General features: G+C 47.4%; 26 protein-coding genes. 22 read left to right on the top strand and 4 right to left on the bottom strand.

Going from position 1 to position 26,623, the window contains the following annotated elements; genetic code table 11:
* The first annotated feature begins 259 nt into the window (after positions 1-259).
* From ACUUJN_RS26640 to ACUUJN_RS26615, 6 genes are all read left to right on the top strand, one after another.
* Positions 260-1,783 (top strand): M23 family metallopeptidase, encoded by a 1,524-nt coding sequence (locus tag ACUUJN_RS26640; protein ID WP_023991125.1) that lies wholly within the window; start codon positions 260-262, stop codon positions 1,781-1,783.
* Positions 1,784-2,015: 232 nt separating this feature from the next.
* Positions 2,016-2,747: a response regulator YycF gene (gene yycF / locus ACUUJN_RS26635; RefSeq protein WP_025723159.1), complete on the top strand. Its 732-nt coding sequence runs from the start codon at positions 2,016-2,018 to the stop codon at positions 2,745-2,747.
* A complete protein-coding gene (walK, locus tag ACUUJN_RS26630) occupies positions 2,744-4,573 on the top strand; it encodes a cell wall metabolism sensor histidine kinase WalK (protein WP_053326504.1) in 1,830 nt (609 codons plus the stop codon). The genes yycF and walK overlap by 4 nt, the downstream gene beginning before the upstream one ends.
* On the top strand, positions 4,570-5,910 hold the full coding sequence (locus ACUUJN_RS26625) for a YycH family regulatory protein (RefSeq protein WP_484669126.1): 1,341 nt from the start codon (positions 4,570-4,572) through the stop codon (positions 5,908-5,910). The genes walK and ACUUJN_RS26625 overlap by 4 nt, the downstream gene beginning before the upstream one ends.
* 18 nt (positions 5,911-5,928) lie before the next feature.
* Entirely contained in the window at positions 5,929-6,693 is a 765-nt protein-coding gene (yycI, locus tag ACUUJN_RS26620) for a two-component system regulatory protein YycI (protein ID WP_069080188.1), read from the top strand.
* A gap of 6 nt (positions 6,694-6,699) precedes the next feature.
* Complete coding sequence (locus ACUUJN_RS26615) at positions 6,700-7,506, top strand: MBL fold metallo-hydrolase (protein ID WP_053326502.1); 807 nt, start codon at positions 6,700-6,702, stop codon at positions 7,504-7,506.
* Here the strand turns inward: ACUUJN_RS26615 and ACUUJN_RS26610 are convergent.
* Positions 7,475-7,684, bottom strand: coding sequence for a hypothetical protein (locus tag ACUUJN_RS26610; protein ID WP_484669778.1), 210 nt, complete (start codon positions 7,682-7,684; stop codon positions 7,475-7,477). The genes ACUUJN_RS26615 and ACUUJN_RS26610 overlap by 32 nt on opposite strands.
* A gap of 503 nt (positions 7,685-8,187) precedes the next feature.
* Here ACUUJN_RS26610 and ACUUJN_RS26605 point away from each other — a divergent pair.
* A complete protein-coding gene (locus ACUUJN_RS26605; protein ID WP_023991119.1) occupies positions 8,188-9,423 on the top strand; it encodes a S1C family serine protease in 1,236 nt (411 codons plus the stop codon).
* Positions 9,424-9,509: 86 nt separating this feature from the next.
* Here ACUUJN_RS26605 and ACUUJN_RS26600 read toward each other — a convergent pair whose 3' ends face one another.
* A complete protein-coding gene (locus ACUUJN_RS26600) occupies positions 9,510-11,231 on the bottom strand; it encodes a cellulase family glycosylhydrolase (protein ID WP_340958882.1) in 1,722 nt (573 codons plus the stop codon).
* Between the two features lie 233 nt (positions 11,232-11,464).
* Here ACUUJN_RS26600 and ACUUJN_RS26595 point away from each other — a divergent pair, with 233 nt between their 5' ends.
* The 4 genes from ACUUJN_RS26595 to ACUUJN_RS26580 all read left to right on the top strand — a co-directional run bounded on the left by ACUUJN_RS26595 (position 11,465) and on the right by ACUUJN_RS26580 (position 14,078).
* Positions 11,465-12,229, top strand: a complete 765-nt coding sequence (locus ACUUJN_RS26595) for a class I SAM-dependent methyltransferase (RefSeq protein ID WP_484669125.1) — start codon at positions 11,465-11,467, stop codon at positions 12,227-12,229.
* Positions 12,230-12,334: 105 nt separating this feature from the next.
* On the top strand, positions 12,335-12,502 hold the full coding sequence (locus ACUUJN_RS26590; protein WP_013373879.1) for a CxxH/CxxC protein: 168 nt from the start codon (positions 12,335-12,337) through the stop codon (positions 12,500-12,502).
* 123 nt (positions 12,503-12,625) lie between these two features.
* Positions 12,626-13,561 carry an AraC family transcriptional regulator gene (locus tag ACUUJN_RS26585; protein WP_484669124.1) on the top strand — a complete coding sequence of 312 codons (936 nt, stop codon included), beginning with the start codon at positions 12,626-12,628 and terminating at the stop codon, positions 13,559-13,561.
* Between the two features lie 28 nt (positions 13,562-13,589).
* Complete coding sequence (locus tag ACUUJN_RS26580; protein ID WP_484669123.1) at positions 13,590-14,078, top strand: DinB family protein; 489 nt, start codon at positions 13,590-13,592, stop codon at positions 14,076-14,078.
* 66 nt (positions 14,079-14,144) lie between these two features.
* On the opposite strand, the gene ACUUJN_RS26575 is transcribed toward ACUUJN_RS26580, so the two are convergent.
* Both ACUUJN_RS26575 and ACUUJN_RS26570 read right to left on the bottom strand, forming a co-directional pair.
* Positions 14,145-14,504 carry a helix-turn-helix domain-containing protein gene (locus ACUUJN_RS26575; RefSeq protein ID WP_484669122.1) on the bottom strand — a complete coding sequence of 120 codons (360 nt, stop codon included), beginning with the start codon at positions 14,502-14,504 and terminating at the stop codon, positions 14,145-14,147.
* A 59-nt stretch (positions 14,505-14,563) separates the two neighbouring features.
* Positions 14,564-14,911: a helix-turn-helix domain-containing protein gene (locus tag ACUUJN_RS26570; protein WP_068939283.1), complete on the bottom strand. Its 348-nt coding sequence runs from the start codon at positions 14,909-14,911 to the stop codon at positions 14,564-14,566.
* 165 nt (positions 14,912-15,076) lie between these two features.
* On the opposite strand from ACUUJN_RS26570, the gene ACUUJN_RS26565 reads away from it, so the two are divergent.
* From ACUUJN_RS26565 to ACUUJN_RS26515, 11 genes are all read left to right on the top strand, one after another.
* Entirely contained in the window at positions 15,077-15,904 is an 828-nt protein-coding gene (locus ACUUJN_RS26565; RefSeq protein ID WP_068939281.1) for a DNA-binding protein, read from the top strand.
* 113 nt (positions 15,905-16,017) lie between these two features.
* Positions 16,018-16,497 carry a 23S rRNA (pseudouridine(1915)-N(3))-methyltransferase RlmH gene (gene rlmH / locus ACUUJN_RS26560; RefSeq protein WP_068939279.1) on the top strand — a complete coding sequence of 160 codons (480 nt, stop codon included), beginning with the start codon at positions 16,018-16,020 and terminating at the stop codon, positions 16,495-16,497.
* 206 nt (positions 16,498-16,703) lie between these two features.
* Entirely contained in the window at positions 16,704-17,279 is a 576-nt protein-coding gene (locus tag ACUUJN_RS26555; protein ID WP_068939278.1) for a TetR/AcrR family transcriptional regulator, read from the top strand.
* A gap of 337 nt (positions 17,280-17,616) precedes the next feature.
* Entirely contained in the window at positions 17,617-18,468 is an 852-nt protein-coding gene (locus ACUUJN_RS26550; protein WP_068939277.1) for an SDR family oxidoreductase, read from the top strand.
* Between the two features lie 53 nt (positions 18,469-18,521).
* Positions 18,522-19,613, top strand: a complete 1,092-nt coding sequence (locus ACUUJN_RS26545) for an FAD-dependent monooxygenase (RefSeq protein ID WP_068939275.1) — start codon at positions 18,522-18,524, stop codon at positions 19,611-19,613.
* Between the two features lie 117 nt (positions 19,614-19,730).
* Positions 19,731-20,054 (top strand): putative quinol monooxygenase, encoded by a 324-nt coding sequence (locus ACUUJN_RS26540; RefSeq protein WP_025720756.1) that lies wholly within the window; start codon positions 19,731-19,733, stop codon positions 20,052-20,054.
* 94 nt (positions 20,055-20,148) lie between these two features.
* A complete protein-coding gene (csaA, locus tag ACUUJN_RS26535) occupies positions 20,149-20,481 on the top strand; it encodes a chaperone CsaA (protein WP_025720754.1) in 333 nt (110 codons plus the stop codon).
* A 437-nt stretch (positions 20,482-20,918) separates the two neighbouring features.
* Positions 20,919-21,434, top strand: coding sequence for a hypothetical protein (locus ACUUJN_RS26530; RefSeq protein WP_484669121.1), 516 nt, complete (start codon positions 20,919-20,921; stop codon positions 21,432-21,434).
* A gap of 490 nt (positions 21,435-21,924) precedes the next feature.
* Positions 21,925-22,122 (top strand): hypothetical protein, encoded by a 198-nt coding sequence (locus ACUUJN_RS26525; RefSeq protein ID WP_484669120.1) that lies wholly within the window; start codon positions 21,925-21,927, stop codon positions 22,120-22,122.
* 272 nt (positions 22,123-22,394) lie between these two features.
* The gene (locus ACUUJN_RS26520) at positions 22,395-24,134 is read left to right on the top strand and encodes a methyl-accepting chemotaxis protein (RefSeq protein ID WP_230585078.1); all 1,740 of its coding nucleotides are present in this window, start codon (positions 22,395-22,397) and stop codon (positions 24,132-24,134) included.
* 423 nt (positions 24,135-24,557) lie between these two features.
* Complete coding sequence (locus tag ACUUJN_RS26515; protein ID WP_484669119.1) at positions 24,558-26,522, top strand: GTP-binding protein; 1,965 nt, start codon at positions 24,558-24,560, stop codon at positions 26,520-26,522.
* Positions 26,523-26,623 lie beyond the last annotated feature (101 nt).

Below are 26,623 nucleotides of genomic sequence, written 5' to 3'. Positions count from 1 at the left end.
ACTGTAGAATCCGCGCCATGCGCGGATTTTTTTGCGTGTCAGGAAGGAATTGGAGTGTAGTTGAATTCTTTGTAAAGGCTATGTTAAAGTAAACAGTGTTGTGAAAAGGTTAAATTTTTGAAACCTTTTACGCAACTATGCAATGGTAGATAGCGACTAATATCATAGATGCTTGTGAATACAGGCTAGGTTCATAATGTGAAAGACCAATAACGAACGCATTTATATAGAGATAAGATATGCTGAAAAGGAGAGAGTCATGAAGGTTTTGAGGGAGCAGGATTCACCAGACAGCAGGAATGCAGACTCAAACGTTGCAGACAAGCCTGCTGTGGAAGCGGGGAAAATAGCAAAGTGGTGGAGCGGTCGGAGAAAATGGTTGAGCTGGACGGCAGGCGGTGTGGTGATTGCAGGCAGTCTTATTTTTGCGAGTAATCAGTATGTCGGGGCTAACACAGTTCCTTATTATAAAGTGTATGTAAAAGGCGTCGAGGTCGGGAATATCTTGAATGAGCAACAACTTAAACAGCTGTACGCAACGAAGAGCAAACAATATAAGGACAAGTATCCCGGCGTCGATATGGTGCTCAATACGAGCGCGGTAACGACAGGCATTGAGAAGGCATATAAAGCGGATATCGACAGCGCGGCCACGCTGAAGAAGCTGGACGGTATGCTGACAGCGTATGCCAAAGGGGTAGAAGTGAAGGTCAACGGTCAGACGGTTGGCATTGTAAAGGACAAAGCGACTGCACAAGCGGCTTTAAAACAAGTACAGAAGAAGTACACACCTGTGGGTGAGGGTACATCTACAGGCATCAAGGGGCTGGTTCGCAAAACATCCGTGGGCAGCAGCCATGCGAGTGCTAGTACTAAAACCCCTAAAGCATGGCTGGAGTCTGCCGGTATCCGTGAGAAAATCGCGTACGAGCCTGTGAAAGCAGACCCGAACAAGGTGCTGACGGAGGCAGAAGCAGTCAAAGTGTTGACTGAGGGGCGTGAGGCTCCTATCACGTATACAGTGCAAGAAGGCGATTCTTTGTCGTCGATTGCAACTAAATTTAATATGACCGCTTGGGAGATTAAGCAGAACAACCCTGGCTCGCGTGAGCTGTATTTGCAAATTGGGGACGAATTGAAGCTTACTGCTCCGAAGGCTCCGGTTACGGTGCGAACAGTAGAGAAGGTCGTCGAACAGATTGCCATCGAGCCTGAGGTTGAGATTCGCCAGAGCGATGAACTGAAGGCAGGAGTTACCAAAGTAGTCAGACCGGGACAAGCAGGTCTTAAAGAGATGGACTATCGTTTGACCAAGGAGAACGGCGAGGTCGTGCAAGAGGAATGGCTCGGTCAAAAGGTGCTGCAGCCGTCTGTTACTGAGGTGGTTCTTAGAGGGACGAAGGTCGTGGGAGAAGGCTCAGGACAGTTCGCTTGGCCGGTGTCCGGCGCATCGATGTCGAGTAGCTTTGGCGCACGTTGGGGACGTATGCATGAGGGTGTGGACTTGGTCGGTAGTGCTGATATTCACGCATCAGATGAAGGCGTGGTATCATTTGCAGGTCAGCAGAATGGATACGGCAATGTCATTATGATTGATCATGGCAACGGCTACCAAACCGTGTACGGGCATTTGAGCAGCATTGGCGTTCATGTAGGACAGGTGGTTCAGCAAGGCGAATCGATTGGGGTCATGGGGAACACAGGACGCTCAACCGGAACGCATCTGCATTTTGAAATTCGTAAAGATAATACGCCACGCAATCCAATGACGTATTTAAGATAGGTTGGATATTTATATCGAGAGTTACATGATTTATGAGAATCAAAGGGAAAGGCCATGTTTTTCTGCATGCTTAACATTAGGTGCAGGCATGGTTTTTTTCTGCTTAAAGAAAAGGGTCTAGAGAAGTAATGGAATGGCTCACGGGTATGATAGAATAGAATAAACATCTTATAGGTACTGACAAACGTAAGTTAATTATAAATTATGATCCGTGAAGAGAGGTGAACGCTATATGCAGGGAACGATTCTGGTAGTGGATGATGAACAGCCAATCGCTGATATTTTAAAATTTAATTTGGAAAAAGAGGGCTACCAGGTGATTTGCGCCTTCGATGGAATCAGCGCGGTGGATATCGCGGTCAAGCAGCAGCCTGACCTGATTCTGCTGGATCTGATGCTGCCGGGCATGGACGGCATGGATGTATGCCGCGAGGTACGTGGGCATCAGCTCCAGACGCCGATTATTATGTTGACCGCCAAGGACGGCGAAATCGACAAAGTGCTGGGGCTGGAGCTGGGCGCGGACGATTATGTGACAAAGCCGTTCAGCACACGGGAATTGCTGGCACGGGTGAAGGCACAGATGCGCAGACAGCAACGCGGCGGGGCAGGCGCGTCGGAAAGCCGACCGCAGGAGGATAAGCAGGGGCTGCGCGTGGGCGACCTCTTTTTTGATACGGATATGTATACAGCTTACAAAAACGGAACACCGCTTGACCTGACGCACCGTGAGTATGAGCTATTGCACTACATGGCGAAGAATGCCGGAAAAGTCATGACGCGGGAGCATTTACTCCAGGCGGTGTGGGGCTTCGAATACTACGGGGATGTGCGGACAGTGGATGTGACCATTCGGAGGTTGCGCGAGAAGATTGAGGAGAACCCGAGCAAGCCGGAGACCATCCTGACACGCCGTGGCCTTGGATATATTGTGAGCGGGGGCAAAGGTGGCCTACGGGCATGAGATGGCTGTCTTTCTTTCGTACCATTCATGCAAAGCTGATTATTATCTATGTGCTGCTTATCTTGGTGGCTATGCAGCTGATTGGGGTCTACTTTGTCAGCTCGATGAAAAACTCTCTCACGAGTAATTTTACGCAGGATTTGCAAGCACGGGCGGAGATGCTGTCCGTGCTGGCGGAGCAGGATCTGAGTGGCAGTGACGGCAAAATGGAAGAAGACAGCGTGGAAAGCCTGCGTGCACGCGTGAATAATTTGTTTGATTTCAGCGGCGCGGAAATTCAGGTGCTGGATGCCAGCGGTAAAGTGTTAATTACTTCTCAGGGTTCACACGCCGATTATGTCGGACGCAAAAACACGCAGACAGTGGTCAGCCGCGCACTCCAAGGTATCCGTGATAACGAGGAATACATGGTGGACGAGGATAATGTCCGCAAGAAGGTCGTCGCCAAGCCTGTTATCAGCCAAGGCAAGATTGTCGGCGCGGTGTACATCGCCGCTTCGATGAGCGAGCTCTACGATACGATGAAACGCATTAACAATGTGTTTCTCTCAGGTATGCTCATTGCGCTCGCGTTGACGGCTGTGCTGGGCGTGGTATTGGCCCACACGATTACGCACCCGATTAAGGTGATGACACGTCATGCAACGGAGGTTGCCGAGGGCAAATTCGACCAGCAGATGCCTGTATTTGGTGATGACGAGATCGGCAGGCTCAGTGTGGCCTTTAACTATATGACAGGCCGTCTGCGTGAGGCGCTGTCCCAAAATGAAGAGGAGAAGGAGAAGCTCTCCTCCATCTTGACCAATATGAGCGACGGTGTGGTCGCTACTGATGACAATGGCCGGGTCATTCTGGTCAACCGTCGGGCCAGCGCCATGCTGGGCGTAAACGAGAACGAAATGACCGGCAGGCATATCGCGGTACTGCTGGGGATCGACCCGGAGGAAACCGAGGCCCTGTATAGCGGCTCTTCGGCCTCCACGCTCTTGCAGCTGGAGCCAGCCGGTCAGGATGAACCCATCGTCATCCGTGTGACATTCACGCCGATTCATCGGCGGGAATTTGGCATTACGGGAACGATTGCCGTGCTCCAGGACGTGACGGAGCAGGAGGAGATGGAGACGACACGGCGGGAATTCGTAGCGAATGTATCACATGAGCTGCGCACTCCGTTGACGACCATCCGCAGCTATGCTGAGGCGCTGGATGACGGCGCGATGGCTGAACCGCAGCTCGCGGAGCGTTTCGTGGGCGTGATCCGCAACGAGACAGAGCGTATGATCCGGTTGGTTACGGATTTGCTGCATCTGTCACGGCTCGATTCCAATGAGGCACCTTTGCGGATGCAGCCTGCAGATGTGATGGAGATGCTGGACGAGGTCGCAGATCGGTTTTCTTTTCAAATGAAGCAAAAGCACATTCGCTCAGGGATGTTCGTAGAGCAGGGAATCGGTAAAGTCGTGATCGACCGGGACCAAATTGAGCAGGTGTTGGACAACCTGATGTCCAATGCGCTGAAATATACGCCAGATGGCGGGAGTATTCGGATCGAAGCTCGCCGCAATAGTGAGGGGATGCTATCCATTTCGGTACAGGACACCGGGATTGGTATTCCCAAAAAAGATCTGGACCGGATTTTTGAACGGTTTTATCGTGTAGACAAGGCGAGATCGCGCAATATGGGCGGTACGGGGTTGGGACTTTCGATTGCCCGGGAAATTGTAAAGGCGCATGGGGGCCAGATTTTTCTGGAGTCGGAATATGGTCAGGGAACCTGTACGACCTTTACGCTACCCATGTCGAGTGAAGGGAGGGAAGCACAGTGAAGGAACGTTTGAAGTCCTGGACGCTTATTTTGCTGGTTGCTTCCAGCCTGATACAGACTTATTTTTTGATTTACCGCCTTCCGGGCAGTGATTCTGTACTCACTTCAGAAACGAACTATGTCAAAACCGAAAGCATGGGACAGGAGAAAAAGATTGAGAACCTCGTGTTTCCTGATAAAATGCTCATTCACCAAGGTGAGAAGAAGCATACCGTTTTTTATCCGGGTGTTACTTTTTACGATTTAATTTATACACGGCTGGAAAGCCGAAGCTTTAACAACTTTCAACGTCGAAGTATTCAATCGGCAGACTGGGCGCGGATTCGCAGCGAAAATGAAGGCATCGAATTATCTTTTTCAGGCGGAGTCCCGGTTTCATTACTGGAGCGGGTCATGCGTCTGACGCCGGATTCGGTGTTTCAGGGAGAGACGATTAACCGCATCTGGATCTATATAGATGAAAAGAATGCCAAGCCGCACGCGCTCTTTTTCAGTGCCAGAGGCGATGTGGTGTATGAGGCGAACCAGTTCGATATGACGGTAGAGGACATCCGACAGCATGTGAATTTCGGTAAAAATGCCCCGTTGTACGAGCTGGTGGATAATCAGTACTACATTCCCGTGAATGACCTGGAAACTACACAGCCTGTGGTATATGCCGGGTTGTTTACGACGGAGCAAATGCAGCGGAATTTGTTTTTCGATCCGGGGATTACGCGCAATATTCAGGAAAAGGACGGCTCCCAAATTTATACGGACAGCAAGCGTAGTCTGCAAATCAAGCAGGAGCAACGATGGATGAGCTATACCGATCCCAGTGCGCCGGGGGCGGGTGGAAGCAGTCCGATTAGGGATGTGCTGGCCGCGGTTGACTTTGTGAATCAGCATGGTGGTTGGGATGCTTCGTATCAGCTGAAATTGAAGAGCAGTGATGAAAATCGTACAACTGTGATGTTTCAGCAGTATTATGGTGCTTATCCAGTGCTGGACACACCATCGTTCCGCTTTGGTACGATTTCGCTGCAAATCCAGCAGGAAACGGCTTCTGTCTATGATCGTTCGTTGCTGTATCTCAAGGGAGGAGAACAATCCTCAAAGAAGGTTATGCTGCCGGGCGGCGAGCCCTTGAAAAAGCAACTGGAGACTGTAGGCAAAGGGAAGACGATTAGAGAACTGACTCCTGTATATCAGCCGGAGCTGATTAATGATGGATTGAAGCTTTCTCCTGAGTGGCGCGTTACGCTCAGTGACGGTTCTGTTGCTGAGATTCATGCTGTCCCTGTAACGACAGCATCGAATACAACACAAACGCAGCCAGACCAGGAGACAAAGAGGTGACAGGAAGGGGGAACGGGAATGGATTGGAGCCGCGCCAAAAACGTATTGATCTGTACATTTTTGCTGCTCAATGTGGTATTAGGTTACCAATTGTGGCATGATGCGCAGGAAACGGCAGGGCCGAATCTGGATTTTACTTCATTGGATGAAAATACGCAGCGTTTAATGGAAGAGAAAAGCATTCAGGTGTTGGCTCCGATTCCCGGGGATACCCCACAGCTGCCTAAACTTTCTTACACATATGTTCATAGTGGAGAAAAGGATGATCGTGTGCAGCTGGTGAAGCCGGTGGACAGCAAACTGGTATTCACCCATGACGCGCTAGTTGAGGCATTGGAGCCACAAATCAAGGATATCGATAACTTTCAGTACGATCCGCTGGATGTTCAGGAGGAGTTGGCATCCGGACAAGCAGATGCTTTTGTACTTCATCCGCTTGTTCAGGGCAAATGGCCGCTATTTAATGTGAAGCTGGCTCTGTTTTACAGCAATCAGAAGATTACAGGGTATCGCAAAATTAAGGTCGATCTCCAGCCTTCGGATGAGGCAAAGAAAATGCTGCCTGCGTCCAAAGCACTGGCAAGGCTGATTGACGGTTATTTGCCGCGCGACTCGATTGTGAAGGATATCCGGCTCGGTTATTACGGACAGACCTTTAACTCCGATAGCCAGGTGGCTGCCCCCGTGTGGCGGTTTATGATGGACAACGGGAAAGGTGTGTACTATGTGCAGATGAACGGAGATGTCATTAGTCCAAAGACAGAACATACAGAAGGGTCTTGAACAGATATGGGGATTTCATTTACCGTGCTGTCGAGCGGTTCGACCGGCAACGCTACCGTTGTGCGGAACGAAGACACGACATTGCTCATCGACGCAGGTCTCAGCGCGAAGCGTATTGACGAATTGCTGAAAGAACGCGATCTGAGCGGAGAAGAGTTGGATGGTATTTTGGTCACGCATGAGCATTCCGATCATGTTAAAGGACTAGGCGCCATGGCGCGTAAATATAATTTACCTATATATGCTAACGAGAAGACATGGTTTGCCATCAGCAATGCTGTTGGGCAAATTGCAGACGATAACCGCAGAATATTGGAGACAGGCGCAACGCGGGAATTTGAGTCATTACGCGTGGAGTCTTTTGGCATATCCCATGATGCGGCTGAGCCTGTAGGATATAGCTTTTATGATGGGGCAGAGAAGCTCAGTGTAGCGACCGATCTTGGCTATGTCAGCGACAAAGTGAAACAGGCGATATCAGACGCGGATGTATTGGTGCTGGAGTCTAATCATGATGTGGAAATGCTGCGTATGGGTCGTTATCCGTGGAACATCAAGCGCCGTATTCTCAGTGATATCGGTCATTTATCCAATGAGATGGCGGGCGCGATTCTTAGCGAGCTATTGACAGGACGTACGAAGCGAACGTATTTGGCACATTTGAGCCGCGACCACAATATGATGGAACTTGCGAAGTTGACTGTACGTGGGGCGATGGAAGACCGCGGCTGTTTTTACAAGGACAGTGAATTTCGATTGTGCGATACGTACTATGATCGTCCTACACCTTGGGATAAGGTAAGTGAGTCATAAAGCTGTCCAGCTCGGCGGCTTTGCGTTCTACCTCTTCACGGGTCACTACGCCTTTGTCCACCAGTAGTTCAATCAATGTACTTAGCGCCGCCAGTGTATTGCGGTAATGCTCGTCTTTCAAATCCGCAAGCTTGGCAGCCATGCGAACTTCATCCATAGCCGAACGATGTGAATTCATCATATATTCCTCCTGTAAAAATATTTTAGAAATGGCGTGCAATGAGCTTGGTTCTGCCTGTGGTTTTGTTGGGTGCTGTGATACAATAAAGCTAACAACGGAAAGCTTTCTGAAGGAAGGCTCTCATCGAAAGTATAGGCAGCTTTAAACGGACGGGAATAGGCCAGAACGTCTCTATGAGACGATCATTTTGTAATAGAATAGAAGACTTGTTACTATTGTAGTCCATTGGTTTGGAAATCATTCCTCTTTTTTCCTCTATTCGGGGTCAGATTCGGCGTGTATGCTAATTTATGAGATTCGGTTGCTTAGGAAGGCATCATTTGTGGTGATTAATAAGTAGGCCGGAACGATTGGTTGCTGGATTCCGATGATAAGGGATATTCAATCCATTTGAGATGTTCAACGGAGCAGGTTCTCTGTAGCATAGGTTGGCGCAAGCCCGAATAGCCCTAATTTTTTAGTGAGTGTCGGTGCATGACAACGAAGGGGAGAGGATTAGCATGGGCTTGTTTGAGGACGATTTTTATTCAACAAAGGTATCCACACGTGCGGCTAAAAAAATGGCATTTAAGGCGCGCCGTGGAGGACGTGGACGTTGGCCACACAGGAAGCGTGGAGTAAGTCCGGTGCAAGCTGCTGTCATTAGCGGTGCAGTCAGTGCAGTGGTTGCTGTGCTTCTGTTCAGCTTTATTACAGGCCTGCCCTCTACTACGGCGGTAACGGGAGCCAGTCACTATCCCTTGCGGCAAGCAGCGGGTGATCCGTATGATCGGATTGTGCAGGCGGCAGCCAAGGTGCGCCCAGCCGTCGTCAGCATCGTGAATCTGAAAGAGGAAGATGGTAAAAGCACGGAACAATCCGCGCTTGGATCGGGTGTCATTTTCCGAGTGAGTTCAGGCAAAGCCTTCATTATGACAAATAACCATGTGGTCGAAGGATCAGATGATCTGGATATTGTAACGGTAGACGGCGTCAGAAAAGAGGCAAAGCTGATCGGAAAGGATCGCATTAGTGATATCGCTGTACTCGCAGTTGACGATAAAGGCATTAGCACGGTAGCGGATATCGGCGACTCCAGTAAACTTCGTCTGGGTGAGACGGTCATTGCTATTGGCAATCCGCTTGGCCTGGGAGACACGCTTACCTCCGGTATTGTGAGTTATACGAATCGCATCATTCCGATTTCCATTAACCAGGATGGCGTATATGACTGGGAGCAGCATGTGATCCAGACCGATGCGGCGATTAATGAGGGAAACAGCGGCGGAGCGCTGGTCGATCTGGACGGACGTGTGATTGGCATCAATACGATGAAAATCGCTGATACTGGTGTTGAGGGACTTGGTTTCGCCATTCCCGCCAATGAGGTAATGAAGACGGTGAATGAACTGGTTGAGGACGGCAAGATCACCCGCCCTTATCTGGGGGTATACACGGTGGACCTCAACAATGAATATGCACCGCTGGATGAAACTCAGCGCAAGGAGCTCAAGTTGCCGGACAGCGTGAAAAATGGGGCAGTCGTTCTGGAGGCCCATGGTCCTGCCAAGGAGGGTGGCTTGAAGTTGAACGATGTCATTACAGCGTTTGATAGCGAACCGATTAACTCTACCCTTGATTTACGTCGCTACTTGTACGATAACAAGAAGATTGGCGATGAGCTGAAAGTTACTTTTTACCGGGCAGGCAAGGAAGAAACGGTGATGTTAAAATTAACAGATAAGCCGGAAGGCTAAGGTAACTTATAGGCTTAACTATAAAAAAAGGCGTTCACCGGCTCATTTCCGGGAACGCCTTTTTCGATCTTCTGCTGAGCCTTAGATTAGGATGTCGTTCCCGTTACACGGGTTCCGCTCTTGGTGATTTTGTATGTCACCACATCGCCGCTCCAAAAATGGAACTTCAGCGTGACTTCACCATCTTTTACACTATTAAAAAATTCAGGTAGCAGCTTGATGCCATTGGCATCATAGGCAGGGGCAAAAGTATTGCCAAACTCTTTATAAGGCGTCCAATCCTGTGGACCGGCATTGCCACCATTGGTATAAACGGCTTCCATCGTGGCGAGCTGGCTACCGTGGAATTCTGTTGGAATGGTAAAGGCTTGTGTAGTCCCTTCGACAGCGCTTAATTTTGGGGTATCATACACGACTACTTTGAAGTTCCAGTCTGCCCCCTTGTTAAACTTAGCGGTAATGACGGCATTCTCCCCATATTTACCGGAAGTGGTCAGGCTGGTGAGCAAGCTGGCTTTTAAGGTTAATGTATCTCCGCTCAGCGTATAGTCGGTGCCCTGTGTCAGTTGCCTGTTGTTGACACTGAGTGTTTTCAGCTGATTGCCATTCAGGTTTAAGGTGACCTTGGCATCCTGAGCAGGAGTGCCCTTCTTCAAGTGAATGAGGTCACTGGCTGCATTGGAGGAACGCCCTTTTAGACTGGCTTTAATAACATTAAAGAGCTCAGGATCAGACCATTTGTACGTTGTGCGGTTAAAATGCTGGCCGTTATCCCAGAGTATGCCTGTTATTTTCTTCTCTTTCATGTAATAGGTTAAATACTCGAAGAATTTCAGCTTTTCGCCTTGTTCAATAACGCCTGTATTTTTATCGAAGCCGAGTAGACCGAATTCACCTACAATAACCGGAATACCTTTGGCTACAAAGGTGTTATAGACGTTATCAAAGGTTTGGATGATATCGTTTTTAGTATCTTTATCAAAAGTAGTATGGCCCGCAATATTTACACTGAAAGGCCAATAACCATAATAGTGGACGGTGGCAATCAGATTGGGATCATTCAGCTTGGTTATCGTGTTGTACAGCTCGTTGATTTTGGCCTGAGCAGGTGAGGTGTCCAAGCCAGGCAGAACAAGGGGACGAGTGGCATTCTTACCGCCAGAGGCGCGGACAATTTTGTGGAAGGATACATTCAGTTCTTGGAGCATCTGATTCATTTTCGCTTCATCCGTAGTCCCTCCTTCGGAGAAACGGGGTTCGTTAATACTTTCGAACATCAGCTTGTTAGGCTGGTCTTTAAAGCGCGGGGCAATTTGTGTCCATAATGCGTTATAGCGAGCCAGCACCTCATCATGTTTGGGCTCCATATTGCTTACCCACGTCCATGAATCATGATGGACATTAATCATGACGTACAGATTGGCATCCAGTGCCCAGCGAACAACCTCTTCCACACGGTTCATGTAGGCAGCCTCTACGGTATAGTTCGGTGCTGCTCCAATGTGCTTATCCCAGGTGACGGGGATGCGTATGCTTTTGTACCCTTGGGCGGCAATTTGCTGGATCAACGCCTGGGTAATGCGCGGATTGCCCCAGGCTGTTTCATCCGCGCCGACAGCATCCAGAGAATTTCCTAAATTCCATCCGGGCTGCATGGCTTCTACATACAATTGCATGCTGCTCACAGCCGCAGCTTGTGGTGCTTGTCCGTCAGATTCGGCAGCAGCGGCAACGGATGCGAACGTAGATAACAACAGGGTAATGGCAAGCGTCAACGACAGCAATGAAACGGGTCTTCGTTTTAACATAACAGGCCCCTTTACAAAGTTATTTTTGAAAGCGCTTTCTAATAAAACACTACCACACTATTTGAATATGGAATACCTGTATAATTCATGTAAAAATCATGTGTTAATTAGATATTTTAATTTTGTAAGCGTTATTATTGAAAAAATACAGAAATGAGTGTAGAATCTATGGCCCTACGTGGATTGTAGTATAGCATCGGATTTGTAAATACAAAAGAAAGAAGGAGATGAATATGAATAAGTGGGACACGGAAGAGGCCATTCGACGCTGGGATATGCATGCAGAAAACTTTACTGCCAAGTACACGGAGGAAGGAGATCGATCTCGCGAAGTACTGCTAAACCCGGCATTGCAAGCCTGTATGGGACCTCTCGGGGGCAAAAAAGTGCTGGATGCCGGCTGTGGCGAAGGCTATCTAAGCCGTAAAATGGCCAGAGCGGGTGCGTTGGTAGAGGCTGTCGATTACTCGACAGAGATGCTGAAGCTTGCAAGAGAGCGAACACCACCATCAATGGGAATTACATATCACCATGGCAATCTGGAGAGGCTTGAGATGTTTGGAGACCAGAGCTTTGATCTGATTGTGTCCAATATGGTCATACAGGACTTGGCCCATTATGAGCAGGCGATTGCCGAAATGCAACGATTATTAGTTCCAGGGGGCCGCTTTATTTTTTCTATTCTGCATCCGTGCTTTCAGACACCGCAGAGTGGTTGGGTGAAGGATGAGACAGGGAAAAAACTGTATTGGAAAGTGGACCAATATTTCAACGAAGGCCCATTGGAGCAAGCGATCCCTTATGATCAGGAAGAAAAAATTTTGTACTTTCACCGTACGCTGAGCAGCTATGTACAGACCATTATTGAGGCGGGTTTGCTGTTGGAAGGGATGATCGAACCCAAGCCTTCTGCCGAAATGTTGGAGAAATATCCCCATTTTCACGAGGACCTTAATGTCACTAATTTTCTTATTTTTACAACCAGACGTTTGGGGTAAAAAGCAAGCCCTTTCCTTTCCGCGTCAAGTGTGGTAGAACAAAAGAAGGCAGTTTTGGCACACTTACAACAGGAAGAGCTTCAAACGGAAAGGGATGCAATTGGAATGTACGTGGTATGTAAAGAGCATGTGGAACTAGCAATTGATATGTTCGTCGATGAATACGAGGATGCACCGGATGTCGTCGATCTTAAGGAAACGAAATTTTCGGATTGGGACCCTCCAGTGAAGTGCAAGGAATGTGAGAAGAAAGCAGAGTTTTTGGTCGTCTAAAAAACAAGCACGGGCGTTTCGGGCAGAAACGTCCTTTTTGTATACCAGGATTTATTGCAAAAATACCCCATACATAGAGCTATATTTATTCCCACCACGTACTGAGACAGGAGTGAACGATGGATGGACCCTTTGCTGCATTCACTATTTCGTCCGCTTCAAGTCAATGGAAGTGATCTCTCCACGTATTATATCGAACAAAAGCCGTCTGCTGCGCTGAAAGCTTACGTGGCCTGTTATTGGGAGTCCGGTCCGGCTAATAGGGTGGTAGAAGAGAATCTAGCAGCTTCGTGCGAAGACACCGCTTTGTTAAGCTTGCCGCATGAAGAAACCATGGAGCGGGTATTACCTGACGGCTGTACGGATATTCTATTTGAATACGACCCGGTGAGTAAGCGTCAGGAACTCTCGTACTGTGGGACATTTACGCAACCGTTTGTGTCTGCCAGACAAGCAGGGTCCGAGACACGCATTTTTGCGGTGCGATTTTTTCCCGGTGGGGCACATTATTTTCACGGTATGCCGACTCATTTGTTTACAGGTGGTAATTATCGCTTGGAAGATCTCTGGCCCGAAAGCATCGCCGTCATAGGTGAGCGCATTATGGAAGCGCAGAATTTCAATGAACGGGTGCGCATAATGGATGAGTATCTTAACCAGCTTCTGCTGCGCCAACGCACGAACGATTGTGACCTGATGAAAAACTTGCTGCATCGCATCTTTGTGAGCGCTGGGAGTGTGGGGGTTAAGGAGCTTGCGGAGCGTGAGGCGATCAGTGAAAGACAGCTTAACCGCAAGTTTGGGCAATGGATCGGAATCAGCCCCAAAAAGTTCAGTGAGGTCGTCCGCTTCCAGAGCGTTCTACACAGTATTCAAAGCGGCGGGGATCTGGATTGGACGGAGTTGGCATTGAAGCATAGCTTTTTCGATCAAGCGCATCTAATCCGTGACTTTCGCAGGTTTTATGGAGATTCCCCACTTACTGCGGTTAAGGATTTACGGAAGTTGTCCGATTTTTACAATACACGTCCAGAGGCTTCGGCTATACTCAAAATATGAATAAGAATGGCAAAGGAGAGATGTGAATATGAGTGGAACGCTGCAAGTTCGAGATCATTTGCTGAATGAGCTGGAGACCGGGGTACGGACGGGGGAAGCATTGATCCGTAAAATACGTCCAGAGGATTGGGGCTTTCGCCCGCAGGACAATTTTCGCTCGCTGCTGGAGTTAGTACATCACTTTGTGCTTATTCCGGCTTCGGACCTTGCGATAATGCAGGAGAAGTCTGAGGGTGAAGTGGGAAGCATTGAAAACAGCCTGTCCGGGGTGGAAGATCCCGAGCGCCTGGCTACGACTTTCAGGCAGAATTTTGAGGCTTATAAGGCTTACATTCTTTCGCTTAGCGAAGAAGATTATCTGAACCGTTCGACGAAGGCCTTTTATATGGAGCATGGACATTTGCAGGTTCAATGGCAGATTGAGACCGTGACCCATGTGTTCCATCACCGTTCGCAGATTTATAATTATCTAAAGCAACTGGGACATGAAGTGAGCTTTTTTATGTTGTACGCTTGAGTATCTTTTATAAAAGGTTTGGAGGGCACCTGTGAGGTGCTCTTTTTTTGTTTTATTCAAGGCTTTTTAGGGTGGAATGGCTTTGTCGAACGCACGTGAAACTTCTTTACTAACGCGTCTGAGAATGCCGATTTGCTCCTCATTCAATCTGCTGGTCAACGCAACAAACTCATCTACTGCCTCTTGCCGAATAGTTTCGTCTTCAGTCATATGTTCTTTGGAAAACATCAATTCACTGATAGACACGTTTAAGGCGGTTAACACTTTCTCCAAGGTATCAATAGAAAAGTTTCTTTCGCCACGCTCTACCGATCCAATATATGCATCATCTAATCCTGAAAGTTCCGCAAGTTGTTGCTGTGTTAGTCCCTTAGCCTTCCGAATCGTTCTAATTCTTTCTCCAACCGAATTCCGTAATTTTGTCATATTAACCACCTCATAACAAGCTTATGGAAGATGAAGTGTAAAAGTCAGGTAGAAAAGAATTATTCAATTCTTTTTTGTTGTAACTCAACTAAAGCAACAATATTTTTTGTTATAGTAGTAAGAATTTCGAGCTCTGTTGTTTCTCTTGAATTTATGAGTAACATAAGTTCATTTATGATCTGTTTTCGATCCGTATTTTCATCGAATTGAAAAAGTTCAAAGGCTGGAACGTTTAATGCTAGAATTATTTTTTCCAACGTCTCCAATGAAATATTTCGATCTCCACGTTCTACTCCACCCATATAACTGTAATGAAGTCCTGCTGCTTCTGCCAATTGTTCCTGTGTCCATCCTTTAGCTTTTCTTAGTTCTCGTATTCGGTTTCCGACACTTTCTGGTAAACTCATGTAATCACCTCCACTTAAGGTTAGAAGAGGAGAGAATATCGTTACAGACCATCTTATACAAAATAAATACATATAAAACTGTACTTTTAAGTACTATTTATATTGACCTCCTTTTTCACTTTCTATACAATTGGTTATGAATGGAAATATAAGGAGGGGCTACTCTTGAGAACTTCTATCCTGAAATCACTCAAACCGGACATCATTGTTGAAATGTTAGAGATGGCTGTGGTTTTTGAAAATTGGAAAAAGGTGATGGAGACGGCAGATATTTTGTACCAATGTGTACAGCGTATCTATGAAGAACGGCAATATCATAAAGCAATGAAGTTATCCATCCCGCATGTCAATTTAGAACGTCCGTTGGTATACTATTTTGGTTTCAGTCACCTGATGTGTGGAATGGCTCACCAGAACCAGGGTGCATATGAGCAGGCAAGGGAGTGCATCTATAAGTATGCTGAGCTGGGGTGGATGGAGGATTTAGAGGAAGAAGACATTCAGGTTGTCGAGGAATTCAGGTTTTTAGCCAAAACTAATTTATATGCAGTAGATATTTTGTCTGGAAATATAGAGCTTGTCGAGGAATACGTAGCCTTTTTGCAGGATAATCTAGAGGAAATATTACCGGGGCTGAATACCATATTACAGACAGCGCTTATGTATCATTTGGATGTGACAGATATTTTACATACGTTTGCAGAGCAGATTGATGAATTTGAGAGTTATGAAGACGCAGAGAACATATCTTACTATTATAGCTACTGCTATCACTTGGCTTTGTACTATCGGAAGTACAATAGATTACAGGATGCAGTGGGACTTACTGTGCGGGCGATGCAACTAGCCGATCAGTCGGGTAATGATGGTCAATTTAAGAGATGTACAGCATTGTTTGAATCATTACGGGAGTCAGCGACAGCGGAGCAAATCAGCGGATATCGACAGCTGCTAATGCAATGTCTTGATGAATACGAAACGGAGAGGAAATAGATAGGTAAGAGACGTTTCAGGTGCTAAAATAACTATGTTAAAGGTATCTTTTCATGTTAGGGATCGTAAATACGATTTTACATTATCATTCGACATAGATAGGGGTATGGAATTTGTTTATTCAGCTTATAGGTGTGGGCAAGTTAAAAGAGAAGTATTTGGTCATGGGAATTCAGGAATACGTTAAACGGCTGGGCCCGTACATTAAGTTTCAAATGATCGAAGTAGCCGATGAAAAGGCTCCCGATACACTGAGCGAGGCGGAGGTTCGACAGGTCAAGGAGCGAGAGGGAGAGCGCATCCTTGCTCATGTGAAAAGCGAAGCACACATCATTGTACTCGCCATCGACGGCAAACTGTGGAGCTCGGAAGAACTCGCAGAGGAATTGGACAAGCTCGGCACTTACGGCACAAGCCATGTTGTCTTCGTCATTGGCGGCAGTCATGGTCTCTCTGACGAAGTCCTTCGTCGCGCCCAGCAGAAGCTGAGCTTCGGAAGGATGACCTTGCCGCATCAACTGATGCGATTGGTTCTGGTAGAGCAGATTTACCGGGCGGTGAAGATTAATCGGGGTGAACCTTATCACAAGTAGGGCGAACTATATTATTGCGATTTCACTACTAGGTTTGGCTCTGCCAAACCTAAAATATCCACAACAGTAGCTCCATCTCTTCTGTACAATGAGGAAGTTAATCTGAAAGAAAAATGCTCAGTACCTTTTTTGGCTACAGGGATAATGGTCACAGACGTACAACCTTCGTCATGGACATACGAATATAGCACTGCTATAATGGACGTATGAACACATATGACAAAATATTGGCAGCTGCTCTTAAGGTACTCGAAGAGGAGGGTGGAGCCCAATTTTCGACGCGAGCCGTAACTGCGATCGCGCAGGTTACGGCTCCTACACTCTACCACCATTTTGGAAATGCCGATGGACTTCTAAGTGCAGCTATAGTGGAAGCATTCAAACAGTTATTTGAAAGCAAGATTGCCGCAGTGGAGTCCACCATTCCAGAGATGGCTCTTCGTCAAGGATGGGATGACTATGTCCGCTTCGCGGCAGCCCGTCCTCGGATTTATGCGGCGATGATGGGGCGGTTGCTCGAGGGCGCCCATATCGAGGCGGCAGATCATTCGTACCAAGCACTAGTGCAAAATATTCAGGGAGTCGCCGCCGAAGGCAAACTGGCTGTGTCAGCCAAGGCTGCGGCAGATCTGGTCTGGGCTTCCGCCAATACGGCCTCTTGGCTCTATGTGACGGCCCAGATTCGTAAGGCACCCCCACCCCAACCCGACGTCGTTGACCTCATTCGGGAAAGCGTAATGCAGATCATTTTGATCCAAAGGCCGAACGCCGATTCAAAATGAGGGATTCGATGACAGAGCCTGGAGACTCCAGGCAAAGCCCCAATTTAGAAGACGCATAAGAAAGATCGCCTATCCAACCTGGACCTCCAGAGGATGGCGATCTTTTTATGTTTGGAGGATGCGAGCATTAGTTCTCTTGGATTTGTGTTGTGTGATAAGTGAAATGTGGTACGCCGAGTGCATCACGCAACACCCACTAAAACGATGTTCAGACCGCAGGGCAACACTTTAGAAAATATATAGCACCGCTATATACAACTTTGTATAGCGGTGCTATAATACCAGTATAGCGGTGCTATATCGTGATCCATATCTTATCAAACCTAGGAGGGTTACTATGTCATTCAAAACTCAAGAACTGGTCGTCGTCACAGGTACGTCCAGCGGTATCGGTAGGGCTACCGCGGAGCAGCTCGCCGCTGAAGGATTTCACGTTTTGGCGGGGGTTCGTCGTCAGGAAGACGCCGACAAAATCAAATGCAAAAATATCGAGCCGGTGATCGTCGATGTTACCAATATCGACACACTAAAGACGCTGGCCGAACGGGTGGAGAAAGATCCGCTTGGTCGCCCTTTGCGGGCAGTGGTTAACAATGCCGGCATCGCCGTTAATGCGCCTCTCGAGATGGTTCCGCTTGATGAATTGCGCCGCCAGATCGAAGTCAGCGTGATCGGACAGGTCGCGGTTATTCAGGCACTCACCCCGGCGTTATTGAACAGCGGCGGACGCGTGGTCAATATCGGCTCCGTTGGCGGCAAGGTCTCCATGCCCGGATTCGGAATTTACTCGGCTGCGAAGTATGCGATGGAAGCGATCAATGACAGCCTTCGCAGGGAGATGTCCTCGTTTGGATTCAAGGTTATCATGATCACTCCGGGTGGTGTCAGCACTGGCCTGTCGGAGCAAGGGATTACAACAGCGGAGCGGCTGGCCAAGTTGATGACGCCGGACCAGCACCGACGCCATGATCGTCTTTTTGACGCCGTGAAGGCTCAGGCTGAAACGTGGGCAAAGGACGGTATCCGCCCTGAGAAAGTGGCAGCAGTGATATCACGCGCAATCCACGAAAGAAAGCCACGCACCCGCTATACGGTCGGTCGCGATTCGGCACTGCTGACCCGACTGGTCCGTATTCTCCCAGACAAACTCCTCGACCGGATGCTCCGCAGCCAGATGAAACTGCAGTAACGGGCATTTTAACGAATCCTCTTGCACAGAAAGCTAAAATGGGGGAATGAAATATGCCACAAAACAAGTTTGAACATGCCATTATTGTAGGTGGATCTTTAGGTGGTCTAATGATGGGGCTTGCGTTATCTCGTTCTGGTTATACAGTTACCATTCTTGAACGTGCAGATTCTTCATTAAGAAATGGTGCTTTTATTCGTTTACACACAAAGCCTTATAGTAATAGTGAAATTGAACGAGAATTAAGACACTTGGCATCCAATGGTAACAACAATGTTGAAGCTTGGTCAGCCATTCAAGAACGTTTGCGCAATGCGGTTGCTAAAGAACGTGGTATTACCCTTCAGCACAATACACGAATTGTTAGTGTTGGGCAAAATGAATCATCTGCTTGGGCTACCAGTGAAGAGGAGAAGACGTTTAAAGGTGATTTTTTAATTGGCGCAGATGGATATCGCAGTATTGTCCGCCGCTATTTAGACCCTGATAAACCATTTGCAGATTATGCTGGCTATCTGGTTTGGGTAGGGAAGGTGGGCGAAGAGCTGCTGCCAAAGAAAGACTGGAAAAAACGGCAACTTTCGAGCGCTTATTTCAACAATAGTGCTGCCGGTACACTGACAACTGCGGTGATGCCAGGTATAGAGGGGGGGACCAATCCTGGCCAGCGATGGATAGGTTTTTGCTGGTTTGATCATTCGCATAATCAATTGCTGTCTGAGTTAGGGGTGTTAAAGGATGGGGTTGCCCAGCATTCCTTATACGGTGGAGATATTCCGGATTCGCTACTGGGAGAACTATCACAAACCAGCCAAGCAAATTGGAATAAAGAAGATGATGCAATTTTGCAAATCGCGATTAAGGACCGCAGTTTAATCGGGGCACCTGTTAATGAATACATCCCTAATATATTGTCAAAAGGAAGAATAGCCATCATCGGCGATGCAGCTCATACCATGTCACCAATGACTGGCGCAGGCTTTAATGACTCACTTGATGATACGGTTGCCATTATGGACTCCATTAAACAGTATCCGAATTCGATAACAAAAGCTTTGGGTGAATACCAAACACGTCGTTTAGATGTGGTTCGTCAAGATGTTCTTGGGGGCCAAGGCTTTAATCGTTCTTATGGACGATTATAACAGCATTAAACTAAGCCATTGATACACTGGAATTTCAAGCATAAACGGGGAATTCCCCCATTTGAGAAAACGGTAAAGCAAAAAATACGAAGTATTTATAAATTAGGAGGAATTAGTATGAACGATACAAAGAACCCTTACGTTACTGTACTCTGGGAGGCGAGAGCTAAGGCAGGGAGAGAAGCCGAGATGAAGGCATTCATGACTGCTGCTGTCACCCCGTCGCGCAACGACCTGGGCAACATTGACTACGAGGCTCACGAGGTAGAAGGCCAGCCTGGCACATTCATCATCTACGAGCGCTGGGAAAACCGGGATGCCCTCGATCGGCACCTGAGCGCCCCCCGGATGCAGGAACTGGTGCCCCAGCTCTTAGAACTGATGGAGGGATCCATTGAGGAAGGGATTCGACTCCTGCAGCCGTTCCGCCCAGCGCAGTAAAACGCAACACCGAGCGGAACTCATTAAGTTCTGCCGGAAAGCGTGAGAGATATTTTCGTGAGCGGTTAAAGACTTTAGTGGAGGAGGCAAAACGTTGGCAACGATCGATGATTTTGCAGCACTAGATATTCGTGTCGGAACGATTAAGGAAGCGGAGTTTTTTGAAGAAGCAAAGATTCCTGCGATAAAGCTTAAGATTGATTTTGGACCGGAGATCGGGATGAAATCCTCAAGCGCACAAATAACTAAGCGGTATAAGGCTGAAGAATTGGTAGGGAAGCAAATTATAGCGATCGTTAATTTTCCTCCTCGGCGTATTGCAGGATTCAAATCGGAGGTATTAGTTTTGGGAGGCGTTCCGGAAAAAGGAGATGTCATTCTATTAAAGCCGGATATTGAAATACCTAATGGTACTCCTATTGCGTAAGCTGTTGCAGTAAGCTTGAACAGAAAAGAGGATGTACGCTTACGAATTCTCGGATTGGGGCCTCCGACCAAGTGCGCTGAATGCGACGAGAATGCGAAAAGAATGCGGAGTACCTGATGGTCTGACCATCACCGCATAGGGGTATGAATAAGATAAAATGAGACGAGTCCTGCGGATGCGGGGCTTTTTGGTGTGAGTGAAGAAGAAGATTGGTCAGCGCCTTATCATATATTAGGGAATAAGTGGGCGTGTTATACTTGACATTAACTTTGCTTAACATAGTACCGGAAGAGGTGGAAACATGTAAGTCTTAGCCGCAGAATACAATATTCGAATTATCCCAATAAAATATAACGCAGCCTGCTATACGTTCGATATGGCCGGTTGCCGGGATACGTATAGCATCGCTTGTGTTTACGATAAGGAGATTAACGGCGATGAACTTAGCATGGGACTTGGAGAGTCTGTATTCCTCATTCCAGTCGGAGAAATATCAAAAGGATTATAAACATGCAGCAGAGCTTGCAGATGAACTTGGTACGAGGGCAAAGCTTCATTTACACACTCAAGAGAAGGCTGCGATTCTAACGGAAGATTTTCTTAGGCAATATAATGCATTCAGGAGCGTGTATCTGTGCTTATTCAGCTATGCAGAACTGGTATTCAGCATTGACAACGGGAATATAGAAGCAGCAAATCAGATGGATGTATTGGAAGAAATGGCCGCGGGTTCCGAAGAAGCTCTAGCAAGTTTCAGCAAATGGCTGGCAAGCATGAGTGGGGAAGAGCTTGATACTACTATTGGCTCGGGTGAGTATGTGGGTCAGCATGCTTTTTATTTGCGTCAGCTGCAGCAGCAGTCAAGGTATTTGCTCAGTGAAGAAGCTGAGGCAGTCATTGCCCGGATGCAGCTTACCGGTGCCAAAGCGTGGGAGAGGCTGTTTCGGTGTTAAAGCGGCTCTATTTACTGGTATTGGTGGTGGTATGCTTGGGGTTGTAGTTTCTGATTCATTTGGTATTGCTATGCTTTATATTGGTGCATTACTACTTGGTATTGGATTCTCAGGCTCTACTTTACTTCCGCCAGTGGCCGATACGATAAATTTTTCTCGGTATTCGTACCGAAGTTTAAACATCCAAGACATAGAGCGCTTACCTGCGGTCCCGATTTTCCTAATGAAAGTCGTCGCATTTTATTTCATCTCCCATTCATGTAGAGTTTCTTTCCTTACTAACTCTAGTAATTCGTTATTAACCTTATAATAACACTATAGTTAATAATTGTAACTTTTAGCATAGGCAGTATTCGTTATGTGTTAATAAAGCAGTGCAGTAATCCGATAAAGTAATTACAACAAGTTTCCTTGTATATTCGACATCATTAGACAAACTGGGGGCAGTGGTTTTTATGAGGAATAGTAAAGTATCGGGATTATCCGGGAAGTGGGCACAAATGCGGAGCAGGTTGCCGCATCATCGGAAGAGCTGGCAGCCAGCGCGGAACAAACGGGACAAGCTATGGAGCATGTTGCGTCCATTACAGAAAAATTAGCCGAAGGAGCGCAGACGCAGGTGAACAGCATCGAAGCCAGCGTTACGCTTGTTCAGAAGATGGATGGGGAGGCTACGCAAAATTGCTGATCGTTCCATTCATGTCAAGGGATCTGTGGATGTAGCATCGGAACTGGCCTCCAAAGGGAGTCAGGCGATTGAATCTGCAATTCATCAAATGTCCGCTGTTTCAAATAATGTAAGTGAGATTTTAATGGAGGGCGTAATAGATATTTATGCTCTTAACTTGGTTTCTAGCAATTATACGATTTCCGCATAACTTTGATGTTTAGAAAGTGGCAAACGATGACGAATAAGTACATCGTGTTACCTCAAGAGGGACTAGATGGGAGTGAGGCATAATGAGAGGTAAGAAGTTCATGATGACGATTAGGAACAAGGTAATTCTAACGATCGTCGTTACTGTAATCACCAGCCTTGTGATCGGAGGCGTTGGGATTTACAATTTGAAGCGGGTACAATCCTCGCTTGAGGAGAGCCTTAGTATTAGGGCGGAAGTCATTGATCTCATTCGTACAGCAGATGTCGACCTATATCAGATGCTGTTGGCAGAACGATCGCTGTACAGTTATGAACCAGGGTCGGAACAATTTTTGAAACAACTAGAAGATTACGGAAAACAAAAGGAGTCGGCAAAGAAGAAACTTAATAAGTATAAGTCAATTGGAACTATTTTTGATAATGAGGAAAAGTTGATTCAAGACTACGAAGCAACGGTTGCAGCGTATGAATTGGTCTCCAAGAAAGTGATTGACGGATTATCGTCAAAGGATTCAACTGTCCGTGAAAGGGCGAATCTTCTTTCTTATCAGGAGGGCAACGAAAAGTTTGACCAGATGGAAGACGCTTTGGATCACATAGGCGATCTGTACTACGATGATAATCAAATCATGTTGGACAGCACACAAAAACAATACAGCTTCCTGCGATTGATCAGTATCCTCTTAACATTGGCAGGCTTGATCGCTTCATCGTTGCTTGGTTATTTGATCATCCGATCCATCCATCATCCGATTCGTTATTTGCGCGGACGTGTCCGAGAGATTGCGGAGGGCAATCTGGCCGTCGATATACGTACCTTCTCCCAGGATGAGCTTGGGGAATTAACCGCTGATTTTAATATAATGGTATCTCGTATGAAAGAACTCATTTCGACAGTAAGCCAATCGATTGGCCATGTAAATACTTCGGCTCATGAACTTACCTTTATTGCGGAACAAACAACGGCAACCGGCGAGGAAATGACGTCGGGCATTAATGAAATTGCAGTTGGTGCTTCCGAGCAAGCGTCCTTGACAGAGGCAACGAGCCGTGAAACGATGGCGCTATCGGACACGATTGAAAAGGTAAATGTAAGGAACAAAAAAATGACCAGCTTGTCTTCGGAGGCGGAAATCGTTTTAAGAGGCGGCATGGATAAAGTAAAGAAATTACAGGATCACAATCTCCAAACGACAGAAGCAAACCAACTGGTCGTACAACATATTGAAGGCCTGGCAGAACAGATGCTTACGATTTCCACAATCGTACAAACGATTAATGAAGTATCCGAGCAAACGAAGCTCCTCGCATTAAATGCGAGCATAGAAGCGGCGCGTGCCGGCGATTCTGGAAAAGGATTTGCAGTCGTCGCTACAGAGATTCGCAAGCTGTCGACCATGACTTATGAATCAACAGAGAGAATTAACACAACTATTGCACGCCTCAAGGCAGAAGTTTCTCAAACGTTGCAGGTCATGAATCAGACAGAGGTGGTTATCTCCGAACAATCTCTTATTGTTCAGGAGTCGGGAACGGTATTTGAATCGATTATGGATATGCTAAAGGAAATCATCAGCTCAATTCAAGAGATGGATGGGGATATAGGGCAGATGAATGTTAGTAGGGAACAGGTCATCTCATCCATTATTAAGATATCCGATGTAGCTCGAGACGCAGCTTCTGCCACAGAAGAGATAAGTTCGGCTTCTAACGATCAGAGTCAAGCGTATTCCCATCTGCATAGTGCAGCTGAACAATTGAAACAATCAAGCCAACAAGTGAGCGAAATGATCAGCAGGTTTCGAATTGTACAAGAATAATTAGTATTAAGAATAAGAAAAGGAGCTATCTGACTACGGATGGCTCCTTTTCTGCTCTCGTTGATGAAATGCGTGCGTACCGTCTCACCTCTAGGGGGGGAATGGTGAATTATTCGGAAGTGTTGATGCGTATCTCCATTCAATGCGATCATCACAACCGTTAGATTTTATATGGCTTCTGTCTAAAAAGCCATCACCACAAGGGATAGCCAAAACTTGCCTTTGTAGATAGCACGGTGACTGTATCATAAGCAGGGCGAAACTTGCAGATTAAAATGGTGTAGATTCGAAGGAAAGTTTTTTCTTTATCTTCTATTTATGAAAAAAGACCCCCTCTCAAAAACCAACTCCTACCCACTCTCCCGATTTCTATGCTTTAATAAAATGAGCAGTATTAACAAGAAGCGTTGAAAGTGGGATTCTATGAAGCGACTAACGATTGGCCTGTTCGCCCATGTGGATGCAGGTAAGACAACTTTTGCGGAACAGCTGCTGTACCATACGAACAGTATCCGGTCGCGGGGGCGGGTGGATCATCAGGATGCGTTTCTGGACAGCCACGACATCGAGCGGGCAAGGGGTATTACGGTGTTCGCAGATCAGGCGGTAATAGAATATAAAGGAGACAGCTATTATTTAATAGACACGCCCGGACACGTCGATTTCTCCCCGGAGATGGAGCGGGCGATTCAAGTCATTGATTATGCCATCCTGATTGTAAGCGCAGTTGAAGGTGTCCAGGGTCATACGGAGACGGTCTGGCAGCTGCTGCGCAAGCATCGGATTCCGACGTTCTTCTTTATCAACAAGACGGATCGGATCGGCGCGGATGTAGGCAGAACCGAGGCGGATATCCGTCAGCAGTTGACGGGGGAAGTATGCTGCATTACACAGAGCTTCGCTGACGGCATAGTCGGCGAGCCGCTGCGGGAGGCCATGGCGGAGCGGGACGAAGCTTTGCTGGAAGCATTCCTAGAGGGGAGAGAGGATTGCGGCTTCTGGCTGGAGGCTTTGCAGAGGATGATAGCGGCGGGTCTCCTCTTCCCCTGTGCTTACGGCTCTGCGCTTCAGGATACAGGCGTCATTGAATTTCTGGATCAGCTGCATCTGCTGACAACAACCACTTATGACGAGAATGCTTCGTTCCAGGGGCGGGTTTATAAAATTCGGCACGATGCAGGCGGAGCGAGACTCACGTTCATTAAGGCGCTGGGTGGTCGGCTGAAGGTGAGGGAACAGCTTAGTTACGATAGTGGCGGGGTTCAATATGACGAAAAAATTACGCGGATCTTCTTGTTTAACGGCCTTAAATCGCAGCCGGTGGAACAAGTGGAAGCTGGAGATTTGTTTGCGGTTGCCGGCTTGTCCGCCGTCGGGGTCGGACAAGGCCTGGGGTCGATATCAGACAAGTTAGCTTACGATTCGGAGCCGACGTTACAATCGAAGGTAGTATTCGACAATTCGATACATGTACAGAAGGTGCTCGGTGCTTTTCGCATGCTGGAGGCGGAGGAGCCGTCACTGAACGTCGTTTGGGATGAGAAATTGCAGGAGATTTCTATCCGCGTCATGGGATTGATTCAACTGGAAGTGCTGGAGCAGCTTGTTAGAGAGCGGTTTGGCTTTACTATCTCTTTTGGACAACCGGAAATCTTGTATAAGGAAACGATTCAATCGGCTGTGAAAGGGTACGGCCACTTCGAACCGCTCAGGCATTATGCGGAAGTGCATTTGCTGATTGAACCGGGAGCAAGGGGCAACGGCATCCTGTTCGATAGCAGATGTCATGCCGATGATCTGAATGTCAGCTATCAGAATCTGATTCGGAATCATCTCTATGAACGGGAGCATCACGGACTGCTGACCGGCATGCCAGTCACCGATGTGAACATTACGCTGCTGAGGGGCCGCGCGCATAAAGAACATACCCATGGCGGCGATTTTCGTGAGGCTGCCTTTCGAGCACTACGGCAGGGACTGGAGAAGGCGGACAACGTGCTGCTGGAGCCCTATTACGATTTCAAAATCAAGGTCGCTATCGATGAAATGGGCAGGGTGCTGTCCGATATTCAGCGTGCTTCAGGTATTTTTAATCCACCGCAGACAACCGGAACGCAAGCGGTGGTCACGGGCAGGGTGCCTGTGTCGACTTTCATGAACTACAGTGCCGAATTTGCATCCTTTACGCATGGACGAGGCAGTATCCGCTGCGTGTTCAGCGGCTACGACCGCTGCCATAATTCGGAGGAAGTCATAGAGCGGATGGGCTACCGCAAAGGGGCGGACCCGCTGTATACATCCTCCTCCATCTTTTGCGCCAAGGGGGCGGGTTACTCGGTGCCATGGGATGAGGCGGAAGCCAAGATGCACCTTGAATTAGAACCTTAATCGCCCATATTTCCAGGATTCAGGTAGAAAGTAGGTAGATTTAGGACAAACAATTTTTATAATGGAAATAAGATGTATATTTTATAGGGCTAAGGGGCGAA

This window comes from Paenibacillus sp. LRG-1 (assembly GCF_057220305.1).
This window is presented reverse-complemented; position numbering and strand designations above follow the sequence as displayed.

What these genes read in the sequence shown, in the direction of transcription:
- ACUUJN_RS26640 (WP_023991125.1), top strand. Translation starts at nt 260, where the DNA reads ATGAAGGTTTTGAGGGAGCAGGATTCACCAGACAGCAGGAATGCAGAC.
- yycF (WP_025723159.1), top strand. Translation starts at nt 2,016, where the DNA reads ATGCAGGGAACGATTCTGGTAGTGGATGATGAACAGCCAATCGCTGAT.
- walK (WP_053326504.1), top strand. Translation starts at nt 2,744, where the DNA reads ATGAGATGGCTGTCTTTCTTTCGTACCATTCATGCAAAGCTGATTATT.
- yycI (WP_069080188.1), top strand. Translation starts at nt 5,929, where the DNA reads ATGGATTGGAGCCGCGCCAAAAACGTATTGATCTGTACATTTTTGCTG.
- ACUUJN_RS26615 (WP_053326502.1), top strand. Translation starts at nt 6,700, where the DNA reads ATGGGGATTTCATTTACCGTGCTGTCGAGCGGTTCGACCGGCAACGCT.
- ACUUJN_RS26610 (WP_484669778.1), bottom strand. Translation starts at nt 7,684, where the DNA reads ATGAATTCACATCGTTCGGCTATGGATGAAGTTCGCATGGCTGCCAAG.
- ACUUJN_RS26605 (WP_023991119.1), top strand. Translation starts at nt 8,188, where the DNA reads ATGGGCTTGTTTGAGGACGATTTTTATTCAACAAAGGTATCCACACGT.
- ACUUJN_RS26600 (WP_340958882.1), bottom strand. Translation starts at nt 11,231, where the DNA reads ATGTTAAAACGAAGACCCGTTTCATTGCTGTCGTTGACGCTTGCCATT.
- ACUUJN_RS26595 (WP_484669125.1), top strand. Translation starts at nt 11,465, where the DNA reads ATGAATAAGTGGGACACGGAAGAGGCCATTCGACGCTGGGATATGCAT.
- ACUUJN_RS26590 (WP_013373879.1), top strand. Translation starts at nt 12,335, where the DNA reads ATGTACGTGGTATGTAAAGAGCATGTGGAACTAGCAATTGATATGTTC.
- ACUUJN_RS26585 (WP_484669124.1), top strand. Translation starts at nt 12,626, where the DNA reads ATGGACCCTTTGCTGCATTCACTATTTCGTCCGCTTCAAGTCAATGGA.
- ACUUJN_RS26580 (WP_484669123.1), top strand. Translation starts at nt 13,590, where the DNA reads ATGAGTGGAACGCTGCAAGTTCGAGATCATTTGCTGAATGAGCTGGAG.
- ACUUJN_RS26575 (WP_484669122.1), bottom strand. Translation starts at nt 14,504, where the DNA reads ATGACAAAATTACGGAATTCGGTTGGAGAAAGAATTAGAACGATTCGG.
- ACUUJN_RS26570 (WP_068939283.1), bottom strand. Translation starts at nt 14,911, where the DNA reads ATGAGTTTACCAGAAAGTGTCGGAAACCGAATACGAGAACTAAGAAAA.
- ACUUJN_RS26555 (WP_068939278.1), top strand. Translation starts at nt 16,704, where the DNA reads ATGAACACATATGACAAAATATTGGCAGCTGCTCTTAAGGTACTCGAA.
- ACUUJN_RS26550 (WP_068939277.1), top strand. Translation starts at nt 17,617, where the DNA reads ATGTCATTCAAAACTCAAGAACTGGTCGTCGTCACAGGTACGTCCAGC.
- ACUUJN_RS26545 (WP_068939275.1), top strand. Translation starts at nt 18,522, where the DNA reads ATGCCACAAAACAAGTTTGAACATGCCATTATTGTAGGTGGATCTTTA.
- ACUUJN_RS26540 (WP_025720756.1), top strand. Translation starts at nt 19,731, where the DNA reads ATGAACGATACAAAGAACCCTTACGTTACTGTACTCTGGGAGGCGAGA.
- ACUUJN_RS26530 (WP_484669121.1), top strand. Translation starts at nt 20,919, where the DNA reads ATGAACTTAGCATGGGACTTGGAGAGTCTGTATTCCTCATTCCAGTCG.
- ACUUJN_RS26520 (WP_230585078.1), top strand. Translation starts at nt 22,395, where the DNA reads ATGAGAGGTAAGAAGTTCATGATGACGATTAGGAACAAGGTAATTCTA.
- ACUUJN_RS26515 (WP_484669119.1), top strand. Translation starts at nt 24,558, where the DNA reads ATGAAGCGACTAACGATTGGCCTGTTCGCCCATGTGGATGCAGGTAAG.